The organism is Streptomyces sp. NPDC059452 (assembly GCF_042750035.1).
In the GTDB taxonomy this organism is placed as follows: Bacteria; Actinomycetota; Actinomycetes; order Streptomycetales; family Streptomycetaceae; genus Streptomyces.
Genome location: NZ_JBHYVE010000021.1, coordinates 79,449 through 103,739 on the forward strand (window position 1 = coordinate 79,449; position 24,291 = coordinate 103,739).

A 24,291-nucleotide genomic window follows, 5' to 3' on the forward strand; every position below is an offset into this window, starting at 1 on the left:
GCAAAAGCCAGGCGAGAGCAGCCGGGGCACGCCCTTAGAATGGCCGCCGTGACCGACAACACTCAGCAGCAGACAGCGCCCACCACCGAACTGCCGACGCAGTACACGCCGGCCGAGGTGGAGGGGCCGCTGTACGAGCGCTGGGTGGAGCGCGGGTACTTCGAGGCGGACGCGAAGAGCGAGAAGCCGGCGTACACCATCGTCATCCCGCCGCCCAACGTCACCGGCTCGCTCCACCTGGGCCACGCCTTCGAGCACACGCTGATCGACGCCCTCACCCGCCGCAAGCGCATGCAGGGCTTCGAGACGCTGTGGCAGCCGGGCATGGACCACGCCGGCATCGCCACCCAGAACGTCGTCGAGCGCGAGCTCGCCAAGGAGGGCAAGTCCCGCCACGACCTGGGCCGCGAAGCCTTCGTCGAGCGCGTCTGGGAGTGGAAGGCCGAGTCCGGAGGCCAGATCGCCGGCCAGATGCGCCGCCTCGGCGAGGGCCTGGCCTGGAGCCGGGACCGCTTCACCATGGACGAGGGCCTGTCCCGAGCTGTCCAGACCGTCTTCAAGAAGATGTTCGACGACGGCCTGATCTACCGCGCCGAGCGCATCATCAACTGGTGCCCGCGCTGTCTGACGGCCATCTCCGACATCGAGGTCGACTACCAGGACGACGACGGCGAGCTCGTCTCCATGAAGTACGGCGAGGGCGACGACACCATCGTCGTCGCCACGACCCGCGCCGAGACGATGCTCGGTGACACCGCCGTCGCCGTCCACCCCGACGACGAGCGCTACGCCCACCTGATCGGCAAGCAGATCAAGCTGCCGCTGACCGACCGTACGATTCCGGTCGTCGCCGACACGCACGTCGACCCGGAGTTCGGCACCGGTGCCGTCAAGGTGACCCCGGCGCACGACCCGAACGACTTCGCCATCGGCCAGCGCCACGACCTCGAATCCGTCGAGGTCCTCGACGAGCGCGGCGTGATCACCACCCACGGCCCCTTCCAGGGCCTGGACCGCTTCGAGGCGCGCTCCGCCATCGTCGCCGCCCTGCGCGCCGAGGGCCGGATCGTCGCCGAGAAGCGTCCGTACGTCCATTCCGTGGGCCACTGCTCGCGCTGCAAGACGACGCTGGAACCGCGTCTGTCCCTGCAGTGGTGGGTCAAGGTCGAGACGCTGGCCAAGGCCGCCGGTGACGCGGTCCGCGACGGCCGGGTCACCATCCACCCGGCCGACATGTCGCAGCGCTACTTCGACTGGGTCGACAACCTCAACGACTGGTGCATCTCGCGCCAGCTGTGGTGGGGCCACCGCATCCCCGTCTGGCACGGCCCGAACGGCGAGCTGGTCTGCGTCGGCCCCGACGACGAGGCGCCCGCGGGCGAGGGCTGGACGCAGGACACCGACGTCCTCGACACGTGGTTCTCGTCCGGCCTGTGGCCGTTCTCCACGCTCGGCTGGCCGGAGCAGACCCCGGACCTGGAGAAGTTCTACCCGAACTCCGTCCTGGTCACCGGCTACGACCTGATGTTCTTCTGGGTCGCCCGGATGATGATGTTCGGCCTGTACGCGATGGATGGCCAGCCGCCGTTCCACACGATCGCGTTCCACGGCATGGTCCGCGACGAGTTCGGCAAGAAGATGTCGAAGTCGTTCGGGAACACGGTCAACCCACTCGACTGGATGGACAAGTACGGCTCCGACGCCCTGCGCTTCACCCTGGCCAAGGGCGCCAACCCGGGCGTCGACGTCCCGATCGGCGAGGACTGGGTCCAGGCGTCCCGGAACTTCGCCAACAAGATCTGGAACGCGACCCGCTTCGCGATGATGAACGGCGCCACGGTCGAGGGACCGCTGCCGGACACCTCCGCGATGTCGGCGACCGACCGCTGGATCCTGTCCCGACTGAACAAAGTCGTCGCCGAGGCGGACACCTACTACGACGACTACCAGTTCGCGAAGCTGGCCGACGCGCTGTACCACTTCGCGTGGGACGAGGTCTTCGACTGGTACGTCGAGCTGTCGAAGACGACGTTCTTCGCGGGCGGCGAGCAGGCCAAGGTCTCGGCACGCGTACTGGGCGAGGTCCTCGACGTCACCCTGCGACTGCTGCACCCGATCGTTCCGTTCGTCACGGACACCCTGTGGACCACACTGACGGGCCGCGAGTCGGTCGTCATCGCCGAGTGGCCGAAGGACTCCGGGTTCCGCGACGAGGCCGCGGAGAAGGAGATCGAGCTGGTCCAGCGGGTCGTCACCGAGGTCCGCCGCTTCCGCTCGGACCAGGGCCTCCAGCCCGGCCAGAAGGTCCCGGCCCGCCTGGAGCTGGCTGACACCGCGCTCGCCCCGCACGAGGCGGCCATCCGTCAGGTGCTGCGGCTCCAGCCGGAGGGCGAGGGCTTCTCCGCCACCGCTTCCCTGCCGGTCGCCGGCGCGACGGTCTCGCTCGACCTGTCCGGCACGATCGACGTGGCCGCCGAGCGCAAGCGCCTCGCCAAGGATCTGGCCGCCGCCGAGAAGGAGAAGGCGCAGGCCGAGGGCAAGCTCGGGAACGAGGCGTTCCTGGCCAAGGCCCCCGACAACGTCGTGGACAAGATCAAGGGTCGGCTCGCCAAGGCGGACGAGGACATCGCCCGCATCCAGGCCCAGCTGGACCGGCTGCCGCAGCAGTAGGCGCCGAAACATGCCCGGAGGGGGCCCAGATCGTCTGGTCTGGGCCCCCTCCGGGTTCTTATGCCTCCGGGACGGCGGATCGTGCTTCAATCCGCTCGGTCGGTCCGGCGAAGGCCAGATACAAGGACCGAGAACTGAGCAGCCAACGGCCTTCGACCTTGAGGAACGTGTCCTCGTAGTGGCCGACCTGCGTCGGGGCCCGCGGGGGCACGAAGCCGCCGGCATGTCCGTCGACACGGTACGTCGTGAAGTAGGTGGTCGCGATGGCCGTCGACTCCGACGTGACGGTGACCAGGATGTTCGTGCAGATCCGGCGCGAGATCCGGTCCGCGGGCCGACCGGCGAAATACGCCCGAAGTGCGTCACGGCCCTCAATCCGGCGGTCGCCTTCCGCCCACTCCCAGACCCCGACGTCCGTGAAGAGATCGGCCACGTCGCCCGGGTCACCGAGGTCGAGCTTGTGGACGAACTCGACGATAAGGCGTTCGCACGCCCGCTCTGCAAGCAGACGCTCTGTGGGACTCAGCGCTTCGCTATCCACCCCCATGTCGTATCAGGATGATCAAGAGCGCCGCGACAGCTTTCCTGGAGAGTGACACGCCACTCCGGCAGTGGCCCTACGGAATCCCCAGCGCCTCGTACGGGCTCGACAGAGAGAACTCGCGCTGTTGCGCGACGATCTGGGCCTGGTGGAGATCGAACTGCGCCATGTACAGAAGGTCGTCGAGGCGTGTCGGCTTCTGCCCCAGTACGTCGAGGGCGATCGCGGCAGCCCCATCGTTGCGGTCCAGCCGGTCCCGGAAGAAGTCGAGGTTCTTCTCCACGACGAGACGAGTCATGTCGAGCTCCGAGACCTCCGCGTCGGACACTCGGTCGACTCGCGAGTGCACCCGGTACTCGTAGAACGGGCCGGCGACGCAGTGGATGTTGTTGGCCGCCCCTCGCCTGAACCGACTGGCCAGCAGGTTGACGGCGAAGGCCCAGTCTCCCCACTTGAGCACCCTCGGGTCGTACAGGCTGCAGTCCAGGGCATCAGCCCGCCGACAGACGATCGACGTCGGCACGTGGTGCTTGCGCACCACCAGGTCCTCGCGGCACGGGTACGAGGAGATGGTGAAGCCCTCGAAGGCGCCGAACATCCACGACATCGTGTGCACGAACGCGGTGCCGGGGTCGGATTCGAGGATCTCCACCGCTCTGTCCGGGTAGGACCCGGCCGCCAGGAGGAACGGCTCGGTGGCCAGCCGGTCGTCGGCATCCACCTGCATCACGTACTCCAGCCGCGCGGCCGCCAGTCCGGCGTTCCTGGCAGCATGGTGCCCTTGGCGCTGTTCGAGGCGGACGACGCGTACGCCGGGCAGCTCGGCGCAGGTGTCGATGGCCTTCCGGGCCGTGTCGTCGTCCGACCCGTCGTCCACGATCACCACCTCGTACGGACGCCGAAGCGGCTGCCCGACAACCGACTCCACCGCCTCGACGAGGTAGTCGCCCGCGTTGTGGCAGGGGATGACGAAGCTGATGCCTCCATGGCCCGTGGTCGTCACGAAGCGTCCCGTCCCTTCGTGGTCGTGGTGCCGGCCGAAGCGTGGCATCTCCGCACCGCGGTGACGGTCGCGCGAGTCGCTTCGAAGTAGGTGCGCCGCGAGCGTGTGTCCTGCTCGGCGTGGTCGTCCCAGCTCACGGTCACGTCCCAGCCCTCGTAGATCCGCTCCAGCGCGCGGCTGAGGGTCTCCGGCGTGTAGCGAGCCTCGCCCTCGATGTGGATCTGACCGCCCTGGGCGTCCGTCCGGGAGATCCCGGTGAAGACCTCCAGGTAGTGCACGTTGACCGACCGGGAGCTCTGTACGGCCTGGGTGAGCACGGCTTCGATGTCGCGCCGGGACAGGTAGTGGAGCACGTCCTTGGCGACGAGCAGGCCGAAGTCCCCCTCGACCACGTACTGCTCGATGAGGGACTCCACCACTGTGACGCGCTCCGCCAGGTCCTCGTGCGGCGAGAGTCGCCGGAGCAGCGGTTCGGCCGGGGCCTGGTCCACCGCGACGACGGTGAAGCCGGCCTTCGCCAGGGCGATGGTGTAGGCCCCGGCGCCGTATCCGAGGTCGAGAGCGCGACGCGGGATGTCGGCGGGGAGGGACGTCAGCAGGGCGCGGAACCGCGCCGAGACGGGCGCACGCAGCTGCTCTCCGGTGCTTCGACCGTTCCGTAACGCGTCCGCGTAGAAGGCGTGGAGGGACGCCTTCGAGTGCTGTACAGGCACGGGGCACCACCTGAGGCTGGAGGGATGAGCGAGGGGAGGCATCTAGAAGTCGGCGATCTCGACGGGCCGACCGGGCGTGAGCAGGGAGGTCGCCAGCGCTTCGGTGACCTGCATCGGCAGCAGGTGCGCGGCGAGCGAGCTCCTGTTCTCGGTGCCCCGCAGCCAGTTCTCCATGAGCTGCCGGTTGCTGTCGCTGTGGAACAGCCCGTCGAACGTCCTGACCGACGTGTAATGCTCGTCCGGCAGCAGGGAAGCGTTCGCCCTCGTGGTCAGCCGGGCGAAGGCGTCGATCCGGTCCGCGTTCTGCCCTCGGGGCACGTCGTAGCAGTGGACGTGCGCGGAGTAGAGGGTCGACAGCTGCGCTTCGAGGTCGACGCTGGAGGTGCGGCCGTTCTTGTTGTAGACGTCGTCCGGGAGGTCACGCCAGCTGCGGACGGACGGCGTCGTCTGCTCGAAGGACAGCGTCCCGACGGTCAGGGTCCGCTCCGACTCGACGTCGACCAGGCGGAACGCTGCGGTGATGTCCGTCTCGCCGAACACGTTCTCCAGGATCGCGGAGTGCGGCCAGCGGGGGTGCCCGTCCTCGAACCGGCCGGCGGCGGGCTTCGGGATCCGGAGGTGCTGATCGGCGGGGAAGGCTCCGAAGGAGCTGACTTCGAGCCGGAAGCGGCGATCGGGGAACACGAGCTTGTTGAGGGACAGGCACTGCACGGCGAGGTCAACGTAGTGGTAGGCGCCGTGCATCACCATCCCGTAGCCGTACCGGTAGGGGTGATCGTCCCGCGTCTCGTACTCGTGCTGGAGGTTCCACACACCGCCGGCGGCGCGCAGGTGGAACGAGGTGACGGGGGCCTGCCAGTCCCGCACCCGCTCTTCGAGCGAGCGCAGCACCTCCCCGTTGTAGATGCGGTGGTACCGGCTCAGCGTCATCACGGAATGCTTGGCACCCGTACGACCGGCCTGAGCGATCAGCTCCCGCATGACCTCGGTGATCCGGGACGGCGCGAACCAGCCATCCGCCATGGGCGCCAGGACCGGCTTCTCCACCAGGGAGTCGATCCCGTTCTCGACGCAGTAGCGCAGGTACGCCTCGTGCGCCCGCACCTCGGTCGCGATGTACACCTTCGTCGGCAGCTCGGGCAGGCGGAGGCGCTGTAATGCGGCTCCGATCAGCTCGGGCTGCGTCTGCTGCGCGGTCGGGCCACGGCCCGACTCCGGGAGGTAGACGACCTCCCGGGGCTTCAAGTCGACGCCCTGGATGCGGTCCTCGATCGTCGGCCGCTCCGACTCCAGGTCGATGACGGAGTACGAGTCGACGTGGCCTGCCTCGATGGCGTCCTTGATACAGGGCAGGTACTTGTTGGCGACGATCTCGTCGAAGCCGACCACGACGAGGTTGTGGCGACGCGTGTCGGGGCGGGGACCGGGAGCAGCAGCTCGTCCCCCGGGCTCCTCAATAGAGCGGAGGGTCGGCTGCATGGGGATCGGCGTCGATGTCGCCGGAGACGTTCGAGAGTCGGTTCTCATCCGCGTTGCTCCCACTCGTGCTGTGACTGTTCGGAGCTGTTCCGAAGCAGATCGGACGTTGATGGCCCCGGCCGTGATCGCCTTCTTCTGAAGATCGCGAAGGTGGCGTACCAGCCGGAGACGGAGCTGTCCTCCCCGGCGCCAACGAGGAGGCGGCGGGGGCTCGTGTTCACACCACAAGGCTGCTGTCTGGTCCGCCCCGTCGGAACGTCCTCCCACCGCCCCAGGACCGAACTTTCACCGAACTTAGGTGCCCTACCAGGCCGTTCATGGCTGAGAGGCGTGAACCAGGTGGCACGCTGGCCGCATGGCAGAACTCAACGGAGAACCGGTCGAGCCGGCCCGGCTTCAGAACCTAGCCCTGACCAACTACGGCCACTTCACCTCCATGCGAGTGGACGACGGGCGCGTACGCGGCCTGTCCCTGCACATGGAGCGACTTCAGCGCGACTGCCGAACGCTCTTCGGCACTGACATCGACCCGCAGCGCGTACGCGAGCTGGCCAGGCGTGCCGCTCCCTCCACCGGATCCACCACGGTCCGCGTCACCGTCTTCGACCCCAGCCTCGACCTCGGCCACCCGGACAAGGCCGACGACCCGCACATCCTGGTGACCTCCCGGCCGGCGGGCTCCCTCCCGCTGCCACCGCTCAAGGTGCAGTCCACGACCTACGTACGCGACGTACCGAGCGTCAAGAGCGTCGGCCTCTTCGCGACCCTGCACCACCGCCGTCAGGCACAGCTGAACGGATTCGACGACGCCCTCTTCGTCGACCAGGAGCACGTGATCTCGGAGGGAGGCACCTGGAACATCGGCTTCTTCGACGGAAGCCGCGTGATCTGGCCGAACGCCGACTGCCTCGTCGGTGTGACCATGGACCTGCTGAAGGCCGCCCATGACCACGAAACCCGCTCGGTCCACCTGGCCGACCTGACGAACATGCGGGCCGCATTCGCGACCAACGCGGCGATCGGCGTCCGCGCCGTCAGCGCGATCGACGGAATCGAGCTGCCCGAATCCCACGCGATCATCGACACGCTCCGCAAGGAGTACATGGAGATCGAGGGCGACTTGTTGTAACGCTCCGAAGCCGGGCTCCCACTGGCTAGGCTGAACGGGACCGGCCAGCAACAAGGAGTCCTGGAGTGGCGACAGTTGAGCGATGGTCCGGACTGGAGGTCCGGGCCTTACGCGAGGCATCGCGGATGAGTACGGAGGAGTTCGCGGCACGACTCGGTGTCAGCGACCGCATGGTGTCCAAGTGGGAAGCACGCAAGGACACGATCCGGCTCAGGCAGGTGAACCAAGCGGCTCTGGACACACTGCTCGCCGGCTCCGCACCCGATGTCCACGAGCGGTTCGCGAGTCTCGCCCGCTCGCTGGGCACGGTGCTTCCCACCCAGGAGACCCCAAGCCCTGGCCTCCAGCCACAGCAACACCAGGTCCGCCACCCCCGCGACGGCAAGAAGATGGCCTTGGTCGAGGCCGGCACGTTCCTGTGCGGCGAGAAGAACGAGCCCGTCTGGCTCCCGTCCTTCTACATCGACGTCTTCCCGGTCACCAACAACGACTACGCGCGCTTCGTGACCGCCACCGGCCACGAGCCGCCCCAGCACTGGCACCGCGGCAAGTGCCCGGAGGCCACCCTCGATCACCCGGTGGTCTTCGTGACCTGGCACGACGCCTCCGCGTACGCGGCTTGGGCGGGCAAAGAACTGCCGACCGCCCAGCAGTGGGAGAAGGCGGCCCGTGGCACGCGCGGCGACGCATACCCGTGGGGCAACAACGCCACCCCGGCCAAGTGCAACTCCCGCGAGAGCGGCATCGGCTCCACGACCCCGGTGAGCCGCTACCACAGCGGAGTCTCCCCGTACGGCGTCTACGACCTCTGCGGCAACACCTGGGAGTGGTGCTCGACCCGCTCCGAGCCTGGCCGCTACGAGCTCAAGGCCGGCGCCTGGACCAGCCCCTTCGCCCGCGCCACCCCCGCCGTCTTCAACGACGCCTCCATGGAGATGCTCGACGACGACACGGGGTTCCGCTGCGCGATTCCCGCGACAGCGGTGGAGATGCTGCTCGACACCTGACTCAGACAGGCGAGGGTGGGAATGTCGGCGTTCCGCTTGTGAGCGCTCGGTGGGGCCGGTACGACGGTCACCATGTACCGATGGTCGCCGCTCAACGATCGACAGTTAGCCATGCTCACCCGGATCGAAGCGGGAACGGATCCCGTTACCTCCGGGAGCCCGGAACTCGCCGTCACCGCCCGTGCTCTCAAGAGTCGGGGTCTCGTCACCATGCCCAAGCACGGTGGGAGGTGGCAGGCCGAGATCACCGATGACGGTCGCTTCTACCTGGAACACGGCCACCACCCGGATCGGCCCGAGCCATCCCCGCGCAAGCAACGACCGGCAGCCGCCAAGCCGAAGCCGGAGACCACGGCACCTCTCCGTCAGCGGGTGACGCCCCCGCCTGCTGAGGCAAAGCCGGGGCCAGCGCGCCCTGCGAAGCCGCCACGCCAGTCACCGGCGGAAGTCGGCGCGGCCTTGATCGCGGAGGTGCAGAAGGCCGGCCGATTCCTTCGGATCCCCGATCCAAGTGCCGAAGAGCGAGCCCGCTATCGCCGGGCATTCGACGCCGCTCGGCAGTGTGCCCCGGACGGCTTCCACCTGAAGTACAGCGGGCGAGCGAAGGGAGACTTCTTCCTCGGCCTGCTGCGGGTGACGGGCGAGGACGACACCGAGTGGAACCGGATCCGCCTGGCCCGCAGCCGCGTGATCACCGACGTCGAGGACGTGATCGCTGCGGTCACCGCGGACCACAGCGCCTTCGAGATCTCGGACGAGGTACTCCCACGGGTGCTTACCCTCCTTCGGCTCCTCGCCGAGCAGGCCCTCGCGCGGCACGGCGATATCGCGGTGTCGAAGAAGCGCAGGCAGGTAAGGCCGCTGCTCACAGTCCACGGCAGAACGTACGAGATCAGCTTCAAGGAACGGCAGAAGCAGGTCCGATACGTGCCCACACAGCCGGGTCGGCGGACGTACGAATGGCAGCGGGTCACCCCGGCCCACCGGCTCGAACCGTCCGGCGAGCTGGAGTTGCAGGTCGCCCAGCAATCGGCGTACAGCTACGGCTACCGCCACGGCTGGACGAAGGAATGGTCCGACACCGCCAAGAAGCCGTTGGAGGACCAGATCGACTCCGTCCTCCGAGCGCTGAAGGCCCGCGCGGAGGAAGAGGAGCAGGCCCGGCTGGCGCGAGAGGCGGAACAACAGCGTCAGCGTGAGGAGCAGGAGCGTCAGGAGGAGGAACGCCGCCTGCGAGAGGTCCAGGAAGAAGAGGAGCACCGCAGGCGGAAGGCGGAGAAGAAGGAGCGCACGCGGCGAGATTGGGAAGCGGCGGTCAGCGTCGCGACGGTCAAGGCAGTGGACGCCGTACGGGTCGACCGGTTCGGCACCGCCCTGGCGCAGTGGCGGGCCGCAGGGGAGATGCGGGCCTTCTGCGCCGCGCTCGACGAGGCCGCCTCCACCTCGGACGACGCCCACGAAGCCGAGCGGCTTCGCGAGTGGTCAGCGTGGGGGAAGGCGGAGGCAGACCGGCTCGACCCGACCGTGGCCGGCAGGAGCCTGACCGGCCACAGCCTCCACGCGGAACCCACGGACGACCAGCTAAGGCCCTTCCTCGACGGCTGGCACCCGCAGCGGCCGGAGAAGGAGAAGCCTCCGAAGCAGGAAGAGCCCAAGGCGGAGGCCGAACCGCCCGAGCCGGAGCCAGAGCGGTGGCGCGGCTTCACCGACGAACGTCTGGACCAAGGCTGGAGATATGGACCCCAAGGTCGCGCTCAATGGTGGAGGCGATGACGCCGTGCCCGCGGTCACGTAGGGCCTTCACCGACTTCTCCACGAGCTTCCCGAGCCGGACAACCTCCTCGCGCAGGGCGACCAGCTCGTCGTACCGCTCGGCCTTGTCCTGACCACACCACTCCCGGACGGTCCGCAGGACGGCCGCCTCCGCGTCCAGCTTGCGGTCGTCCCGGCGGCTGTAGGAGTACCAGGAGGACTGCGTGCGCTCCTGATCGATGGCCTGCTGCCTACGGTCCACCTCCGGAAGGATGTCCTCGGCAAGACGGCCGGCCACGAGGCGTGCGATGCGCTCGGTGACCGGCCACCCTGCCAGACACCTGCCGTGGCGGTTCTCGTAGACCATCGGATCGCCTCGCAGCTCCGCGGGATCCATGCCGACAAGGGGAGCGCTGCCGTCGAGACTGCCCATCTCCAGGATCCCTGCGTCCGCGACACTGCGCCGCAGCCGCAGCTTGCTCTTCGGGCGGACGAACCCGAGGATCAACCGTGCGGCCTCGAAGTCGGCACTCCCCCGTACATGCCGCGACGCCTCGGCCAGAGCGAGCTCGCTCGCGTCGTCCGCACGGAACGCCTCGACGTGCTCCCAGCGCGCCACGAGGGACGTCGCGTCGACCCACTCCTGCAGTCCGGCGTCGTCACCGTCGAGGAACCGCACGTGGAGCCAGTCAGCCCGGCCGCGACCGCCTACCCGTACGACCTCGACCCGACGAACCGGGCCGCCCAGCTCCTTCGGCCTCGCCCGGTAGGCCCAGTGCTCACCAATCTCCATCTGTCCATTGAGCCAGGTCCGCTGATCTCCTTGCCCGGCGATCGCCGAAACCAGCACGGAACTGAGCGCCAGGAAGGTTTCTTCAGGGGCGATCCGGGGCCAATGCCTCTGTCATCTGCGGTCGAGCGACGCGTTGAATCTTCCCGGCGTGTGCTCAGCGTCCACACGTCCCGATCTGAGTCGACCATCAGCGGTCAGGTGCTCGCTGGCCTATTCGCGTCCGAGCTGGTGGAAAGACGAAGGATCTTGTCCCAGGTGACCACTAGCCCCGCCGCGGCAGCCGTGGCCAGGGCGACGCCCACAGCTGACGAAGCCAAGGCAAAGACGATGCCGGCGAGACACAAGGTGAACGCAGATCCCCGCAGCACCTGCTGCCGCCACGCTCTGCGCTCGCGGTGGCTGTGCAACAGCCCGTCGGCGGATACGTTCCCAGGTGCGAGATCTTGCAGTCGGCCGCTGGCGAGCACTTTCAGGATTCGCTCCACTTCGAGCAGAGCACGCTTCGCACCGTCGATCCGATCAAGCTCAACCCCGTCCCGAAGCTCACGCACGAAGGCAGCAGCTGTAGCGAACCGGGCCACAACCTGAGGCATGGGGTTGCGGCCGTCAGGAAGCGCACGTTGCACGGCATACCTCTCCAGCGCGATGGCGAAGTCTTCCAACGCTTGGACTGCCGCAACGTGCGGAGAGTTGAAGGGCGATGCCGTCGGGGGCTCCTTCCCCGTTACCTCCAAAGGCTGGAGGAGTGCCTCATAGGCCCTACGTACCGTGACCGTCACCGCCTCGGTTGTCCACCGTTGCATGCCCTGGTTCGTGACGAGCGAGGCGATCACAGCAGTGATCAACATAGGCGTCACCATGGCCCCCAGGGCGACGGCGTCGCGCCAGACATGCCAGCTTGTGCGTTGGATGGTTGCTGCAAGGGCACCACCCGCTGAAACGGACATCGCGACGGGGACGACCCTCTTGAGAGCGAGTGCCCTCCGGGACGCCTGATACAGGACGTCTTCGCGCTGCAAGTAGTCCAGCGTCGGACGGTCTGGACTCGTTGCCAAGGAGCTGTCGCGGACCTGGCGCACCAGGTGAGCGCGACGGCGTCTTGCGTATGCCCGCGCGTGAGCCCAGCAGATCCGTTCCAAGAGCGTTCTGTTACGTCGGCGCTGCGATGTTGCCGTCATGGTCAGGGCCCACAGCGACAATGTCCAAGCAGCAAAGATGAGCGCCCCGAACTCGGCTTCCGACACGTTCTCCCCTCCGGAACATCAAGGGCTCAGCCCCATCACCAATCCCTATGCCCCGGGGAGGTTCACCAACGCCTCACTGTCGGTACGAAGCCCTGTGCGAGCCGAGTACCGTCGATCTGGCCACCGCAGGCCCGTGACCAGCGACGGGATCGCGCTGCCGCCCTGACAGGCGACCCAGCTTCGTGGTCTCAGTTCTGGTCTCATTCGCCCCCGTCCGGCCCCATCCAGACAAGGCCACCCCGAACGCTCCCGCCGCAGGTCAGGATGCCCCCGACCCCCGCGGGACCCCCGTACGAACATGTGGAAAGCGCGTTGGGGGCAACCCCTCACGAGTTCGAATCTCATATCCTCCGCAGCCGCCTGACCAGGCGAAACGAAGAACCCGGACCGCTTCAGCGGCCGGGTTCTTCGGTATTTCCTGGTCTCAGTTCCAGTCTCGTTTATCTCGGGTACTCGCGACATCTCGCGCGGTGTGCCAGGATCGCCCGCACTCCATCCCCGTCGACAAGCGCCCTCTGCGGGTGAACTCCCCACCGGATGACGACGGTGGACCCGTCGAATGCGCGATTCTTGGCTTCGCTCGGGGCCGCCCCGAGCGAAGCCGTGTTCCCCGACCTCGCGAGGTGTTCCCCATGACGTCCCGGTCCACGCTGACAGCCTGGCTGGCCGGCCTCGACGCCCCACGACTGTCGCGCGTACTCGGGATACGGAAGGACGCCGTGGCGTCACCGGAGCCACGTTCCATGGAGGAGTTGGCGGAACGTCTTCTGCGGCCAGGCTCGGTGGCGCTCGTCCTGCCACAGCTACCGCTGCCCTGCCTCCAAGTGGCCGAGACCCTGGCCGCCTTGGGAGCTCCCCTGTCACGCGGCGCCCTGGCGAAGGCACTGGGAGCAACGGCACCCACCGCCTCTCGGGAACTGAACGCCGTTCTGGAGGCTCTGGCCGATCGCGCACTGGTCTGGTCGGACGGCGACGGGAACCTCCGCATGGTCGCCCCCTTGCGGCAGGCGTGGGACGCGCCCCTCGGGCTGGACGCACCGTTGGGGGAGCTGCTGGAAGGCGTGACCTCCGAGGAGCTGCGCGGCATGCTCGTGGCGCTGGGCATCAAGCCGCCCGGCACCAGGCGGCAGCGCACGGCCGCCGTCCTGGAACACCATAGCGATCCACAGCGCGTCGCCGCGGTGATCGCGAAGGCCCCTTCGGCCACCCGGCAACTGCTGGAGCGACGGGCGAAGTCCGCACCACAGGACACGGAATTCGTCGTGTTCGGAGCTCCCATGGCCAATGTCCCGCTGGGTGAGCGATGGGCCCTGGACAGGGGATTCCTGATCCGCGACCTCCACGGATACGGGCCGGGCCGCATACCCGCCGAAGTGACACTCGCGCTGCGCGGGCCGGGCTGGAGTGCGCCGTTCGATCCCGTACCGCCCGTGGCGGAGCTGGTGCCCGTCACCGCGGTGGAGGTGGAACGGGAGGCGACCGCAGCTGCCACGGCCTTCGCGATCCACGCCGCCTCGGTCCTGTCGGCCTGCTCGGCGGCTCCACCGGTCCGGCTGAAGTCCGGCGGGATCGGCGCGCGTGAACTGGGGCGGATCGGCAAGGCCGCGCAGGCCGACGACGCGGTGGTACGCATCACCCTGGAGGTCGCCTACTCGGTCGGTTTGCTGGGCGCCGACGGCGACCGCATCGCACCCACCGCGGTATACGACACCTGGGCGGTGCAGGAACCTGCAGCGCAGTTCGCCGACCTGCTTCATGCATGGTGGAACCTGCAGCTCACTCCTTCGCAGTCCCGCGACGAGGACAACAAGTCGCTTGCCGCCGTGGCCGGGGCCCCTCGCTGCGGCGCCTGCCTGCAGGCCCGGCGCGGGCTGCTCGCAGCGGCGGCAGCGCTTCCGGAGGGCCAGGGTGTGCGGGTCGGCACCGATCTGGGTCCGCTCGTGGCCTGGCACCGTCCGCTCGCCCATCCGTCGTTCCAGGACGAGACGCCCTTCGCCACAGCGGTCCGCGAGGCCGAGCTGACGGGCGTCATCGCCCGAGGCGCCCTCTCCCGGATCGGTGCGGCCCTGGCGACCGGTGACCGGGAGAAACTGGCCGTCGCATGTCGGCAGCTGCTGCCGGAGGCCACGAGAACAGCCCGGTTCGGCGGCGACCTCACCGCCGTCGTCACCGGCACGCCCTCCGTGTGCCTGGCCGAGCTCCTGGATTCGGCCGCCGACCGGGAGAGCAGTGGCACGGCCTCGGTATGGCGGTTCAGCGGTGACAGCGTCCGCCGCGCCCTGGACACCGGTCGCACTCCGGACGAGATCTCGGCCGAGCTGGCCGCCGTCGCCGACGGGCCCCTGCCGCAGCCCTTGTCCTATCTCGTCGCCGACGCCGCCCGCCGTCACGGCCGCATGCGCATCGCCCCCGCCGCATGCGTCATCCACAGCGACGAACCCGCGCTCCTGGCCGAGCTCGCCGCCCACCGGGCACTCGCCGCACTCGGGCTGCGGCAGCTCGCCCCGACGGTGCTCGTCAGCGGCAGCTCGCCCGACAAGACCCTCGCCTCACTCCGGAGCCAGGGCTATGCGCCCGTCGCCGAAGCCGCGGACGGAACCGTACGCATCGAGAAGGCGCCGTCTCGACGGGCCGCCGCCGCTCCGGCCCCTCGGAAAGCCACCACCAAGGCCGGCACCGGACGCTCAGCACGCCGAACGGCGGAGGCGCCTGCCGCAGTCGATCCGTCCGCGCTGGCGGTCCGGTTGCTGGTCACCCCGCCGACCGTTCCGGAGCCCGATCCATTCGGCACCGGGGTTCTCCTCGGCACGGACACCGAGGAGATCGTCACCGGATACGCAAAGCATCTGACGTACACCGACATCCGCCAGCTGGCCCACGCCATCGACACGGGCACCGCCATCACCGTCGAGTACGTCGCCGCCTCGGGCAACCGCACCGTGCGCACCCTCGGCCGCCTCGAACTCGACCCGCCCTACCTGGAAGCGTGGTGTCACCTTCGGGACGCCGAGCGTGTCTTTACCCTCTCCCGTATCCACGGCGTCATGCCGGCGTGGGCAGACGACCGGGCGTAACGCCCACGCCGAGGAGCGGCGGCATCACTCCCCGACGGAATCCGGGACACCTGCCATCCATCGAGATATATTCGATGGCATAGGTGATATCAGGAGGGATGCCCCATGAGTCGAACCGTGATCGACCTCGACGACGAGCTGCTGGCCGATGTCGCCCGAGCGCTCGGCACCAGTACCAAGAAGGAGACAGTCAACACCGCGCTGCGCGAAGTACTGGAAAACCGGCGGAGGGCGCTCGCACTCGCCCGGCTGCGCGCAGCCTCCGCCGACGGAGCCTTCGACCTGGAGCTCTTCCAGGAGAAGGGGCACTACCGTCGGTGAACGCCGCACAGTTCCTGATCGACACCAGCGCCCTGGCACGCTTCATGCTCACCGACGCCGAGCAGTTCGGCTGGGACCAGGCAGCCGCCGCCGGACTCATCGCGACGTGCCCGATCACGGAGCTCGAATTCTTCTACAGCGCCCGCTCCGCGGCAGACCGCGCCCAAGGCATCGAGGACATGCGTCTGCTGTTCGGATGGGTGCCGGTCGATGACCGCGCCTACGACCGCGCCTGGCAGGTACAGGAAGCGCTCACCAAGCGAGGACAGCACCGCAGCGCCGGAGCCGTGGATCTGGTCGTGGCCTCTACGGCGGAACTGCAGGGGCTGACGCTCCTGCACTGCGACCGCGACTTCGAATGCATCGCGGCGGTCACCGGCCAGGCCCTTCAGTGGTACGGACCGGACACCGGCAAGTAGGCAGGAAGACGCCAAGCTTTCTCTGTTCGCAGTCTCACTTCTGGTCTCATCCACCCCCGTCCGGGGCCGTCCGGGCGGGGCCACCCCGAACGCTCCGCCGCAGGTCAGGACGGGTATGACCCCCGCCGGACACCCGTACGGACATGTGGAAAGCGTGTTGGGGGCGACCCCTCACGAGTTCGAATCTCGTATCCTCCGCCATTGCTCTCACCGGGCAATACGTCGAAGGGCCCCACCGTTCGCGGTGGGGCCCTTCGACGTTGGTGGTTGCCGTTCCCGGCTGCCGCCCGTCGAGAACGGCCCAGCGCGCGTAGATCCGGAGCGCTCCTCCTCGTCGCGTTCCGCAGGACATGGTCCTCAACGGGTCCGCCACACGGCACATGCGATCGCAATCGACGCCGCGTGAGTCCCGACCAGCAGCCGGCCACGCATTCGGACAACCGAGCCGTCGAGGTGGCGGCAGACCCCTCGGTGGCGAGTCACGCCACGTCGGCGCCGGACCAGCTCGCGAACAGATCTTGAGTCGATTCTCCCCGCAGATGGCCAGGCGACCCGCGAAACGCCGTAGACAGTCACTTAAAGGATCCAGGCGACTCCCTAGTGTCACCATATCGAGACTCATCCAGCCACAGAGCGTTTCGATCACCAGGAGAATCCATGAGGCCAACGCAGCAGCTGGACCCTGAAGAGTTCCCGGCACCACGCTCATGGCCGACACGAGCCGGAGCCTCACCACACGTTCCTGGCAGCCAGTTCGAGATCATCAGGAACCTCCGCGTCCTCCTCATGGACATCGCGGAGGACGGAGCGATCGATCGCCCGTTCACCTGGCCCGACGCCGACAGGTCGCTTCCCTTGCGGGATGCGGTGCATGCGCTCGGCTCCTGCGGGCTGGTGAGACGCGAAGGGCGCCCGACCCGCCTGGTACTCACCCACGAGGCCAGGCACTTCCTCGACTCCGGGGACGACCTCTATCTCATCGCCGTTCTGCACGCCAACGTCAGGTTCATCGGCGAGGTGCTCGCCGAACTGGGAGGTGGCATCGCGCACAACGAGTTGAATGAGATCGCGGCGAAGAAGTACGGCCTGACGTGGAGCTCTCTCGACCAGGTCCGCCGACGTGTGTACTGGCTGCGCGCAGCCGGGCTCGTCGACTACTGGACCAACGGCAAGATCGTCCCCACGGAACGCGGACGGCAGTTCCTGGAGCGCGTGGACCTCGTTTCCCTCGATCAGCTTCCGCACCGCCGCCGGACAACCACACAGCCCATTGAGCTACCCCTGCCGCCTGCCCCGTTGGCCACCGGATTGGCAGACATCGATCAGGCCGCGCTGCGGTCCCGGAAGCGTCCACTGGGCTACATCGCGGGTGGCGTACGGGTGGAAGTACTGGCCCGCCTCGTCAACGCGGCCGTACCAGAAATCACGCGATCTGACTTCATGGCCTTCTGCACCGAGGAATTCGGCGTCCTGGAATCTTCCGCCGAGCAAACGCTCGGAACGTTGCGTTCGCTCGGTCTCCTGGTCCAGGTAGGCACCGATACGTTCGCGGCGACGGAGCACGCCACCAGTTGCCTGGCGTCCGACGAGCCCCTGGACTTCATCCGTCTGCTGCACCTCAACGTCGCTCTGCTGGGGGAGACCCTCGACGCGCTGGAGGACGAGACGCACTCGGCCACACTCTTCCGTGTTCTCGCGGAGCGATACCCCCACATGGAGCTCACCCGGGAAGACGTCACACGCCGCCTCGCGCTGTTCATCGAGACCGGCCTCGCCGAACGTATCGGACTCGCCGTCCGGAGAACGGAGTTGGGGACCGCGCTGGTCCACACGTTGCCACTGCTCAAGGGCGTGGATTCCAGCAACTCGGAAAGCACCGACCAAGTCGCTCCGGAAGATTCCGGCGCCGTGGCACGTGCCACGGCCGATAACGGGCATCACCGCTTGCGCCTGTTGGCTACCGAAGTGGTCCAAGCCGCAAACGACAGCCCTGACTACAAACGCTTCGAGCGGGCTGTTGCTGCTGCCTTCCGCGCCCTTGGCGTCGACGTCGAGACAGGTAGCGGGCCCAGTAAGACCGACGTGGTGATCGGGCTGTGGCAGTCACCGACCAATCGGCTCCGCGTCGCGGTGGAAGCCAAGACGGACGGCGCTGGTCTGGTGACCGATGGGGACGTCAAGTTCGGGAAGCTGGGCAAACACCGTGAACGCCACAAGGCGCAGAGCACGGTGCTGGTCGGCCCCCGGTTCGATGCCTCGCTCGTTCAGGAAGCGACGAGGGAGAAAGTAGCGCTGCTCACCGCACGAGATCTTGCCAATGCCCTCCTGCGGCATGGCCGTACGCCGCTCGCGCCGCGTGAGATCGCCGCGCTGGTGACATTCGGGGAAGCCGACGCACTGGCGCTCACCTGGCGGGCGGCGGAACGGAAGCAGAAAGCCCTGAGCCTGGTGCTGGACACCCTGTGGAAGAGCGGCAACGATCCCGTCGACATCGAGTACACCACCGGAGCACTGGGCGTCAGCGACATCTGGCGAGAAACCAAGGGGACTCTTGAAACCCCTCTGGACAGGAGCGAGATCGAGACTGCTCTGGCCTTCCTGGAGGCGCCCTTCCTTGCCGGGGTGGAACGAAAGGGCGGTGAGCACGTCATCACGGCGCCGCCCTCTCTGATCGCCGCCCGTCTGCGTGCGCTGGCCACCGCTGTCGAGTCGGCCGGCGGGCAGAGGCCGACCGGAGACCACAGCGGCGAGGGACCGCCCGCTCCCCCGGCACGACCGGCCCCTGAGCAGTCGGAGCACGTACCGGTGCCGCGCCAACAGGTGCCATCCGCCGGCATCACACCGTCTCTGGTGCGGGCTTGGGCCAAGAGCCAGGGGCTCGCCGTCAACGAACGGGGCAGGCTGCCGGAGAGCCTCGTCAAGAAGTACCTGCAGGCCCACGGCCGTGGATGAACGACCGGACGCGTTCCGTCGAGCGGTCGTTATCGGACAAGGTCGACCGACTCGCCGCAGGAGCAGCCCGGCCGACGTAGAACTCGTGGAGCCAAGTGGGCTTCGCGGTCGGGGGACGGATGCTGTCGGACGAGGTATGGCGTGCGTTACGGGATCAGGGGGCGTCCCGTACGTTCCGCGAACGGAGCGTGATGCTCAGGCAGGGTTCCGAGGGGACGTATCTGCTCGCCCTCACCGACGGCCTCGCCAAGGTCGTGTACCGGGCACCGGGCGGGGTCATGACCTGGCTGGCCTTCCGCGGGCCGGGCGACCTGCTGGGTGAGGTCTCCGTCTTCAACGGCACACCGCGTACGGCGGAAGTGGTCGCGCTCACGCCCTGTACGGCGGTCGTGCTGGAGGCCCAGCGGTTCCGGCGGTTCGTCGAGGAGCGGGGGCTCGTCATGGAGCTGATGCGTGAGGCCCTCCACCGGCTACGGGAGTCCGACGCACACCGCACCGAGCTGCTGACGCTTCCGTTGGTCGTCCGGCTCGCACGCGTACTTCTGCGACTGGCCGAACTCACCTCCCCCCGGGGCCGGGGCGGACGGCATACGGCTGACCGGCCTGAGCCAGGAGGAGATCGCGCAGGCCACGGGGGTGACCCGTAACGCGGTCATCACCGGGCTGCAGCGGCTGAGGGAGTCCGGTGCGGTGGAGACGGCTCGCAGGGTGATCGTCATCAAGGACATGCGGACGCTGCGGGACTGGGCGGCCACGGCGGTGTGAGCCTGCCCGGGTTGTGGGCGGGGCGGGGGCGTTGGCTCGGTTCAGTTCTGGTCGGTTCGGATTGGCTTGGTTCGGATCGGATCGCTTCCTCTTGTCCTGCGCGCTGTGGGCCGCCCGGCCCCCCTGCTCTGCCCTGCCCTGCGCTGTGACGTGGGACACCCGTCCAGTGCCCTGCGCTGTGCAGTCGGCAGGGGCGGATCGGCAGAACCTCGAATCATCAGCCGGTCACCGGCTTTGCCACCTTCCCACCGCCCACGAGGAGCCCACGCATGTCCACGCCCCTGCCCACCCCGTATGCCGAGAGCCGGCCCCTCCCCCCTTACAGGGCCCTGTTCGCCGTCGACGCGAAGGACTTCACCGGGCTTCCCGCCCTTCAGCACGGCCCGGTCAGCCGACTGATCCCCCAGCTCGTCGACCAGGCGCTGGAGCGGGCAGGCCTGCACGAGCTCCGCGACTCCAAGCGGTTTCCGGCCAATACCGGGGACGGGGTGGTGTTCGGCTTCGACCCGGCCTTGCTGCCCTTCGTCCTCTGGCCGTTCCTGGGGGTGCTGGACGACATTCTCGGCGCGTACAACCGGCAGAGCGTGGGGCCGCGTATCCGGCTCCGGGCCAGCGTCCACGTCGGGCCGCTGCCGGACACCGACAGCCCCGGCGACGGGAACGGAACGGCCCGCAACGACACGCACCGGCTCCTGGACTCCCGTCCGGTCAAGGCCATCCTCGCCGCGGCGAGCGAAGAGGTCACCCATCTCGTGGCGATCGTCTCCCAGCGGGTCTACGAGGACGCGGTGCTCGGCGGGTACACCGGGCTGCACCCCGATCGCTGTGTGGAGGTACCGGCCACCGTGGAGGGGAAGACCTTCTCGCAGCGGGCATGGCTGTACGTTCCGTCGCCGTCCGGGAACCTCGTCCAGGCCGGTGTACGGCCGCGCGAGGACGCTGCACAGCAGACCGAGCGGGAAGATCAAGAAGGCCGGGAAGGGCAGGAAGGTCGCGAGGAGCAGGAGCCCGTGACGCGGCCCGTCACGCACTACAGCGGCAACACCCAGCGGGTGGGCGAGGGTGCCGCCGTGATGGGGAACGTCGGGCGGGACATCAACTACACCGGCGGCTCCACCACGTACCGGGGCACCAACCAGCACTGGGGCGGCGGCGACAACGTGGCCGGGGACAAGCGGGTCGGCGAGTCGGGAGACCACCGGTGAGCACCGGCGCGGGCCCCGCTCCCCACTCCGACGACCGGGACGACGGCGGCCGGGACTACGGCGGCCCAGACAACAGCGACCGGGACTACGACGGTCGGGACGACAGGGGCCCGGACGACGGGGGCCCGGACGACAGCGGTCGGGCGGAGCCGGAGAACTCCTACCGCGACAATCAGCAGCGGCTGGACCAGGGCATGGCGGTGATGGGCGGCATCGCGGGGGACGTCACCGTGATCAACACCCCGCTCGACGAAACCGTAACGGACCGGATCATCAAACCCCGGCTGCGGGAGGGCCCGTACCCCGAGGGCGAGGTCCGGGACCGTCTGAGCGGATTCGTCGAACCCGCCTCCTACGTGCGGAGCCGGAAGGTGCTGGACAGCAGGATCCTCGTGCTGAGGGCAGGCAGCGGTACGGGAGCGGGCACCACCGCGTTCGCCCTGCTGGAGGAGCGCCACGGGGCCGGTGGCATCACCGGCCTGGACTCCCCGGACGACCTCGCACGCTGGCGCCCCAGGGAGCGGTGCGGCTACCTGCTCCAGGGGCTGTCCCCCGCGGCCGCCGCCGCGCTCGGTGAGGTCGTGCTCAACGGGCTGGCCGGCCTGCTGGAACGGCTCCGCGCCCATCTGGTCATCACCGTACGGGTGGACACCCCGCTGCCCGCCGACACGGAGCCCTGGCAGGTCGTGCACCACCCGCCACTGCCGGCCGAGGTGGCAGCCAAGTGGCTGCGCTCCATGGCCGAGGCGGGGAAACTCACCCCCGAGCAGGAGGCCGAAGCGCTGGAACACCTCACCTCGGCGGACTTCACCGGCTACCTGCACGCCCACCCGCTGCCTCGGGACGCCGTCGCCGCGGCGGAGAAGCTGGGCGAGCTCGTCGTGTCGGGCAGGCCCACCGCAACAGCACTCGACGAGTTGCAGACCGGCAGCCCGGACTCGGCCCGCAGAGCACTGGCGGAATCGTCCCACCGGGCCGACAGCCTCTCACTGATGGCGGCGATCTCCTTGCTGGCCGGCCAGGACCGGACGGTCATCGAGGAGTTCAGCGCGATCCTGCGCCCCCGCATCGACGAACGCGGCGGTCCGGCGCCCGCCGGGGAAGGGGCCCGCCCGCCCCGCAACGTTCTCGGGCTGTCCTTCGAGGACCGGCTGGAGGCCGTGGGCGCACGCCTCCTTCCTCCTCTTCTCGGAGCGGCCCAGCGCTACCCGGTCCAGCCGGTCGTCTTCTCCGGCCGCCACCGGTCGGAGGTCCTGCTCCGGTTCCTGTGGCTCGAGTACGAGGGCATGGCCGGGCTGCTGTGGAAGGCCCTGGACGATACGCCTCACCGCTCCGGCATCGAACTGGCGGCGGGCCAGGCCATCGGCAAGGTCCTGGCGCACGCCACCGGGCCGAACACGCTGCGGCAGCTGGCCCCCTTCGCCGCCTCGGACAGGCGCTGGCGGCGTCGGCTGGTCGCCTACGCGCTCGGAGAGATGGTCGAGCGCCCCGACCTCACCGCGGCCGTACGGAGGCAGCTGCGGCAGTGGAGCCGGAGCGAACTCGTGCACCTCCACTGCACGGTGGCCGAGACCTGTGCGGGCGTCTACGGCCTGGCCCGTCCCGCCACCGCGCTGGCACTCCTGGACGCCGTGCTCGACAAGCCGGGCAAGGAACTGGAGGACGGGTTGCGCACGGCCGTCTCCTTCGCCCTCAGCGCCCTTCTCTCCGAGACCGCCAACCGCCTCCCCGTTCTCGAACGCCTGCGGGAGTGGCAGGGCGCCGAGCCGGGGACCCGGCGCCACCGCCTGGCGGTGCACGCCGTCACCTCGATGAGCCTGACGGCCTTCCCCCCGCCCGGCGCCCCGGCCGAGGAGCGCATCCGGCTCTCCGACCTGCTCGTGTGCCACCCCGAGCAGGCGTTCGGCCTCGTGGTCGCGGCCCTGAACGACCCGGCCACCCACGAGGCGACGGCGATGGGCCTGTCCCTGATCGAGAACGACCCCGAGCTGCGGCAGCGGACCTTCTTCCCGCACCTGCTCGGCGCGCTCTCCGGCGTGGCCCGCAGCCACCGCGGCGTTCTGCGGTTCGTCCTGCGCCGCCACCGCACCCGGACCTCTCCCTCAGCAGAAGGGCTCGCCTCATGACCGGTCCGCTCATCTCGCCCCTGCGTTCCTCGCCCGCCTGGCAGTTGTTCCGCAACCGTCTCGGCGCCTCGGACGACCGGGCCCTGGTGTTCCTCACGAACGACGGGGCCGACCGGATGATGCCGCCCCGGAGCGGCGACCACTGGGGATATCCGCGCCCGACGGTGCGCGCCGCGCGCGAGGGGGACTTCTACGACATCGTGTGGGTCTCGCTCGCGGAGCGGCGGATCTCGGTCGACATCCCGCGGCGGCCGCCGAAACCCCCTGCCCGTTACGGAGTCGTCTGGAAGGTCGCCGACCCGGTCGTCGCGGCGAGGGAGCGGCTCACCGAGGAACGGGCCCAGGGCTTGGTGATCGATCACATCAAGGGGCCCGCCACCCTGCCCGGCACCGCCGATCCGCTGCGGCAGCCGCCGCCGTACTTCGGCACGGTCGAGGTCGCACCGCCCGGGCAGCCCCAGGTGCTCGAACACTTCGGCCTCGTGTACTGGTTCCTGGACCCGCCTGCCGCCTTCCTGCCCACAGCCGGCCCCGGTGCGGAACCGACCCTTCCCGAAGGCTTCGGCGAAGCCCATCGCGAGGCGTACCGCTTCTACCGGGAGGTGGTCGCGGGCGGCCCCGTGGGCTTGGCGGCCCTCTGGCTGCTGATCCGGCCGGAACAGGCACGGGAGGTGCTCGACTGGACGGTGAACCATCGCGATCTCCTCACCGACAAGAACAGCTGGGAGCACACCCTCGCCGCGACCCTTCAGTCACTGACACCGGAGGACCGGGGGTTCGTCGGCGTCAATCTGGCACGTGTGCTCAGCGAGGTGGGAGTGCCGCAGGGCGACGAGGTTCTGCGCCGGATCAGCGGCACGGATGGCCCGGGGGAGGGCAGCGGAACGCGGTAGATGACGCTGTACCAGGCGGTCGAGGGCCTCCTCGCCTCAAGAAGCCCGCAGCGCATGGAAGCGGACCGCGTGGCGTACCTCCTGAGCCGCGCGATGGCCGGTACGGGTGACGGCGCCGAGGAGCTACACGCGTCGCGAACGTGTGGCGGAGCCCTTGGGAGAAGCGCTGGCCGTCGGTGCACGTTCCGGCCTGGAGAACGGGCGG

At 68.8% G+C, this 24,291-nt stretch carries 19 protein-coding genes; 13 read left to right on the plus strand and 6 right to left on the minus strand.

What is annotated here, in order from left to right:
* Positions 1–48: 48 nt before the first annotated feature.
* On the plus strand, positions 49–2,670 hold the full coding sequence (locus tag ACFW9Z_RS25715; protein WP_384644848.1) for a valine--tRNA ligase: 2,622 nt from the start codon (positions 49–51) through the stop codon (positions 2,668–2,670).
* A 58-nt stretch (positions 2,671–2,728) separates the two neighbouring features.
* On the opposite strand, the gene ACFW9Z_RS25720 is transcribed toward ACFW9Z_RS25715, so the two are convergent.
* The 4 genes from ACFW9Z_RS25720 to ACFW9Z_RS25735 all read right to left on the minus strand — a co-directional run bounded on the left by ACFW9Z_RS25720 (position 2,729) and on the right by ACFW9Z_RS25735 (position 6,406).
* Positions 2,729–3,211 (minus strand): nuclear transport factor 2 family protein, encoded by a 483-nt coding sequence (locus ACFW9Z_RS25720; RefSeq protein WP_384644850.1) that lies wholly within the window; start codon positions 3,209–3,211, stop codon positions 2,729–2,731.
* Between the two features lie 76 nt (positions 3,212–3,287).
* Positions 3,288–4,214, minus strand: coding sequence for a glycosyltransferase family 2 protein (locus ACFW9Z_RS25725; RefSeq protein WP_384644852.1), 927 nt, complete (start codon positions 4,212–4,214; stop codon positions 3,288–3,290).
* On the minus strand, positions 4,211–4,927 hold the full coding sequence (locus ACFW9Z_RS25730; RefSeq protein WP_384644854.1) for a class I SAM-dependent methyltransferase: 717 nt from the start codon (positions 4,925–4,927) through the stop codon (positions 4,211–4,213). Before ACFW9Z_RS25730 ends, ACFW9Z_RS25725 begins: the two co-directional genes overlap by 4 nt.
* A gap of 42 nt (positions 4,928–4,969) precedes the next feature.
* Entirely contained in the window at positions 4,970–6,406 is a 1,437-nt protein-coding gene (locus tag ACFW9Z_RS25735; RefSeq protein WP_384644856.1) for a hypothetical protein, read from the minus strand.
* 355 nt (positions 6,407–6,761) lie between these two features.
* Here ACFW9Z_RS25735 and ACFW9Z_RS25740 point away from each other — a divergent pair, with 355 nt between their 5' ends.
* The 3 genes from ACFW9Z_RS25740 (at position 6,762) to ACFW9Z_RS25750 (ending at position 10,315) form a co-directional block, all read left to right on the plus strand.
* Entirely contained in the window at positions 6,762–7,535 is a 774-nt protein-coding gene (locus tag ACFW9Z_RS25740; RefSeq protein WP_384644858.1) for an aminotransferase class IV family protein, read from the plus strand.
* A gap of 65 nt (positions 7,536–7,600) precedes the next feature.
* Positions 7,601–8,542 carry an SUMF1/EgtB/PvdO family nonheme iron enzyme gene (locus tag ACFW9Z_RS25745; protein WP_384644860.1) on the plus strand — a complete coding sequence of 314 codons (942 nt, stop codon included), beginning with the start codon at positions 7,601–7,603 and terminating at the stop codon, positions 8,540–8,542.
* Positions 8,543–8,653: 111 nt separating this feature from the next.
* Positions 8,654–10,315, plus strand: a complete 1,662-nt coding sequence (locus ACFW9Z_RS25750; protein ID WP_384644862.1) for a PE-PGRS family protein — start codon at positions 8,654–8,656, stop codon at positions 10,313–10,315.
* On the opposite strand, the gene ACFW9Z_RS25755 is transcribed toward ACFW9Z_RS25750, so the two are convergent.
* On the minus strand, positions 10,245–11,087 hold the full coding sequence (locus ACFW9Z_RS25755) for a PE-PGRS family protein (protein ID WP_384644864.1): 843 nt from the start codon (positions 11,085–11,087) through the stop codon (positions 10,245–10,247). The genes ACFW9Z_RS25750 and ACFW9Z_RS25755 overlap by 71 nt on opposite strands.
* A 194-nt stretch (positions 11,088–11,281) precedes the next feature.
* A complete protein-coding gene (locus tag ACFW9Z_RS25760) occupies positions 11,282–12,106 on the minus strand; it encodes a hypothetical protein (protein ID WP_384644866.1) in 825 nt (274 codons plus the stop codon).
* Between the two features lie 857 nt (positions 12,107–12,963).
* Between ACFW9Z_RS25760 and ACFW9Z_RS25765 the strand changes: the two genes are divergently transcribed.
* The 9 genes from ACFW9Z_RS25765 to ACFW9Z_RS25805 all read left to right on the plus strand — a co-directional run bounded on the left by ACFW9Z_RS25765 (position 12,964) and on the right by ACFW9Z_RS25805 (position 24,086).
* Positions 12,964–15,405: a helicase-associated domain-containing protein gene (locus ACFW9Z_RS25765; protein WP_384644868.1), complete on the plus strand. Its 2,442-nt coding sequence runs from the start codon at positions 12,964–12,966 to the stop codon at positions 15,403–15,405.
* 105 nt (positions 15,406–15,510) lie between these two features.
* On the plus strand, positions 15,511–15,726 hold the full coding sequence (locus ACFW9Z_RS25770; RefSeq protein ID WP_384644870.1) for a type II toxin-antitoxin system VapB family antitoxin: 216 nt from the start codon (positions 15,511–15,513) through the stop codon (positions 15,724–15,726).
* On the plus strand, positions 15,723–16,145 hold the full coding sequence (locus ACFW9Z_RS25775; RefSeq protein ID WP_384644872.1) for a PIN domain nuclease: 423 nt from the start codon (positions 15,723–15,725) through the stop codon (positions 16,143–16,145). The genes ACFW9Z_RS25770 and ACFW9Z_RS25775 overlap by 4 nt, the downstream gene beginning before the upstream one ends.
* Positions 16,146–16,931: 786 nt before the next feature.
* On the plus strand, positions 16,932–19,097 hold the full coding sequence (locus tag ACFW9Z_RS25780) for a hypothetical protein (RefSeq protein WP_384644874.1): 2,166 nt from the start codon (positions 16,932–16,934) through the stop codon (positions 19,095–19,097).
* A 191-nt stretch (positions 19,098–19,288) separates the two neighbouring features.
* Positions 19,289–19,744: a Crp/Fnr family transcriptional regulator gene (locus ACFW9Z_RS25785; RefSeq protein ID WP_384644974.1), complete on the plus strand. Its 456-nt coding sequence runs from the start codon at positions 19,289–19,291 to the stop codon at positions 19,742–19,744.
* Positions 19,734–19,862, plus strand: coding sequence for a hypothetical protein (locus tag ACFW9Z_RS25790; protein WP_384644876.1), 129 nt, complete (start codon positions 19,734–19,736; stop codon positions 19,860–19,862). The genes ACFW9Z_RS25785 and ACFW9Z_RS25790 overlap by 11 nt, the downstream gene beginning before the upstream one ends.
* 269 nt (positions 19,863–20,131) lie before the next feature.
* Positions 20,132–21,067: a hypothetical protein gene (locus tag ACFW9Z_RS25795; protein WP_384644878.1), complete on the plus strand. Its 936-nt coding sequence runs from the start codon at positions 20,132–20,134 to the stop codon at positions 21,065–21,067.
* Positions 21,064–23,193, plus strand: a complete 2,130-nt coding sequence (locus ACFW9Z_RS25800) for a hypothetical protein (protein WP_384644880.1) — start codon at positions 21,064–21,066, stop codon at positions 23,191–23,193. The genes ACFW9Z_RS25795 and ACFW9Z_RS25800 overlap by 4 nt, the downstream gene beginning before the upstream one ends.
* On the plus strand, positions 23,190–24,086 hold the full coding sequence (locus ACFW9Z_RS25805) for a hypothetical protein (RefSeq protein WP_384644882.1): 897 nt from the start codon (positions 23,190–23,192) through the stop codon (positions 24,084–24,086). Before ACFW9Z_RS25800 ends, ACFW9Z_RS25805 begins: the two co-directional genes overlap by 4 nt.
* The last annotated feature ends 205 nt before the right edge of the window (positions 24,087–24,291 follow it).

Bases quoted from the DNA above. Each gene is read 5' to 3' on its own strand.
- ACFW9Z_RS25755 (WP_384644864.1), bottom strand. From the start codon at position 11,087: ATGGAGATTGGTGAGCACTGGGCCTACCGGGCGAGGCCGAAGGAGCTG.
- ACFW9Z_RS25795 (WP_384644878.1), top strand. From the start codon at position 20,132: ATGTCCACGCCCCTGCCCACCCCGTATGCCGAGAGCCGGCCCCTCCCC.
- ACFW9Z_RS25780 (WP_384644874.1), top strand. From the start codon at position 16,932: ATGGACATCGCGGAGGACGGAGCGATCGATCGCCCGTTCACCTGGCCC.
- ACFW9Z_RS25785 (WP_384644974.1), top strand. From the start codon at position 19,289: ATGCTCAGGCAGGGTTCCGAGGGGACGTATCTGCTCGCCCTCACCGAC.
- ACFW9Z_RS25740 (WP_384644858.1), top strand. From the start codon at position 6,762: ATGGCAGAACTCAACGGAGAACCGGTCGAGCCGGCCCGGCTTCAGAAC.
- ACFW9Z_RS25765 (WP_384644868.1), top strand. From the start codon at position 12,964: ATGACGTCCCGGTCCACGCTGACAGCCTGGCTGGCCGGCCTCGACGCC.
- ACFW9Z_RS25735 (WP_384644856.1), bottom strand. From the start codon at position 6,406: ATGCAGCCGACCCTCCGCTCTATTGAGGAGCCCGGGGGACGAGCTGCT.
- ACFW9Z_RS25770 (WP_384644870.1), top strand. From the start codon at position 15,511: ATGAGTCGAACCGTGATCGACCTCGACGACGAGCTGCTGGCCGATGTC.
- ACFW9Z_RS25750 (WP_384644862.1), top strand. From the start codon at position 8,654: ATGCTCACCCGGATCGAAGCGGGAACGGATCCCGTTACCTCCGGGAGC.
- ACFW9Z_RS25805 (WP_384644882.1), top strand. From the start codon at position 23,190: ATGACCGGTCCGCTCATCTCGCCCCTGCGTTCCTCGCCCGCCTGGCAG.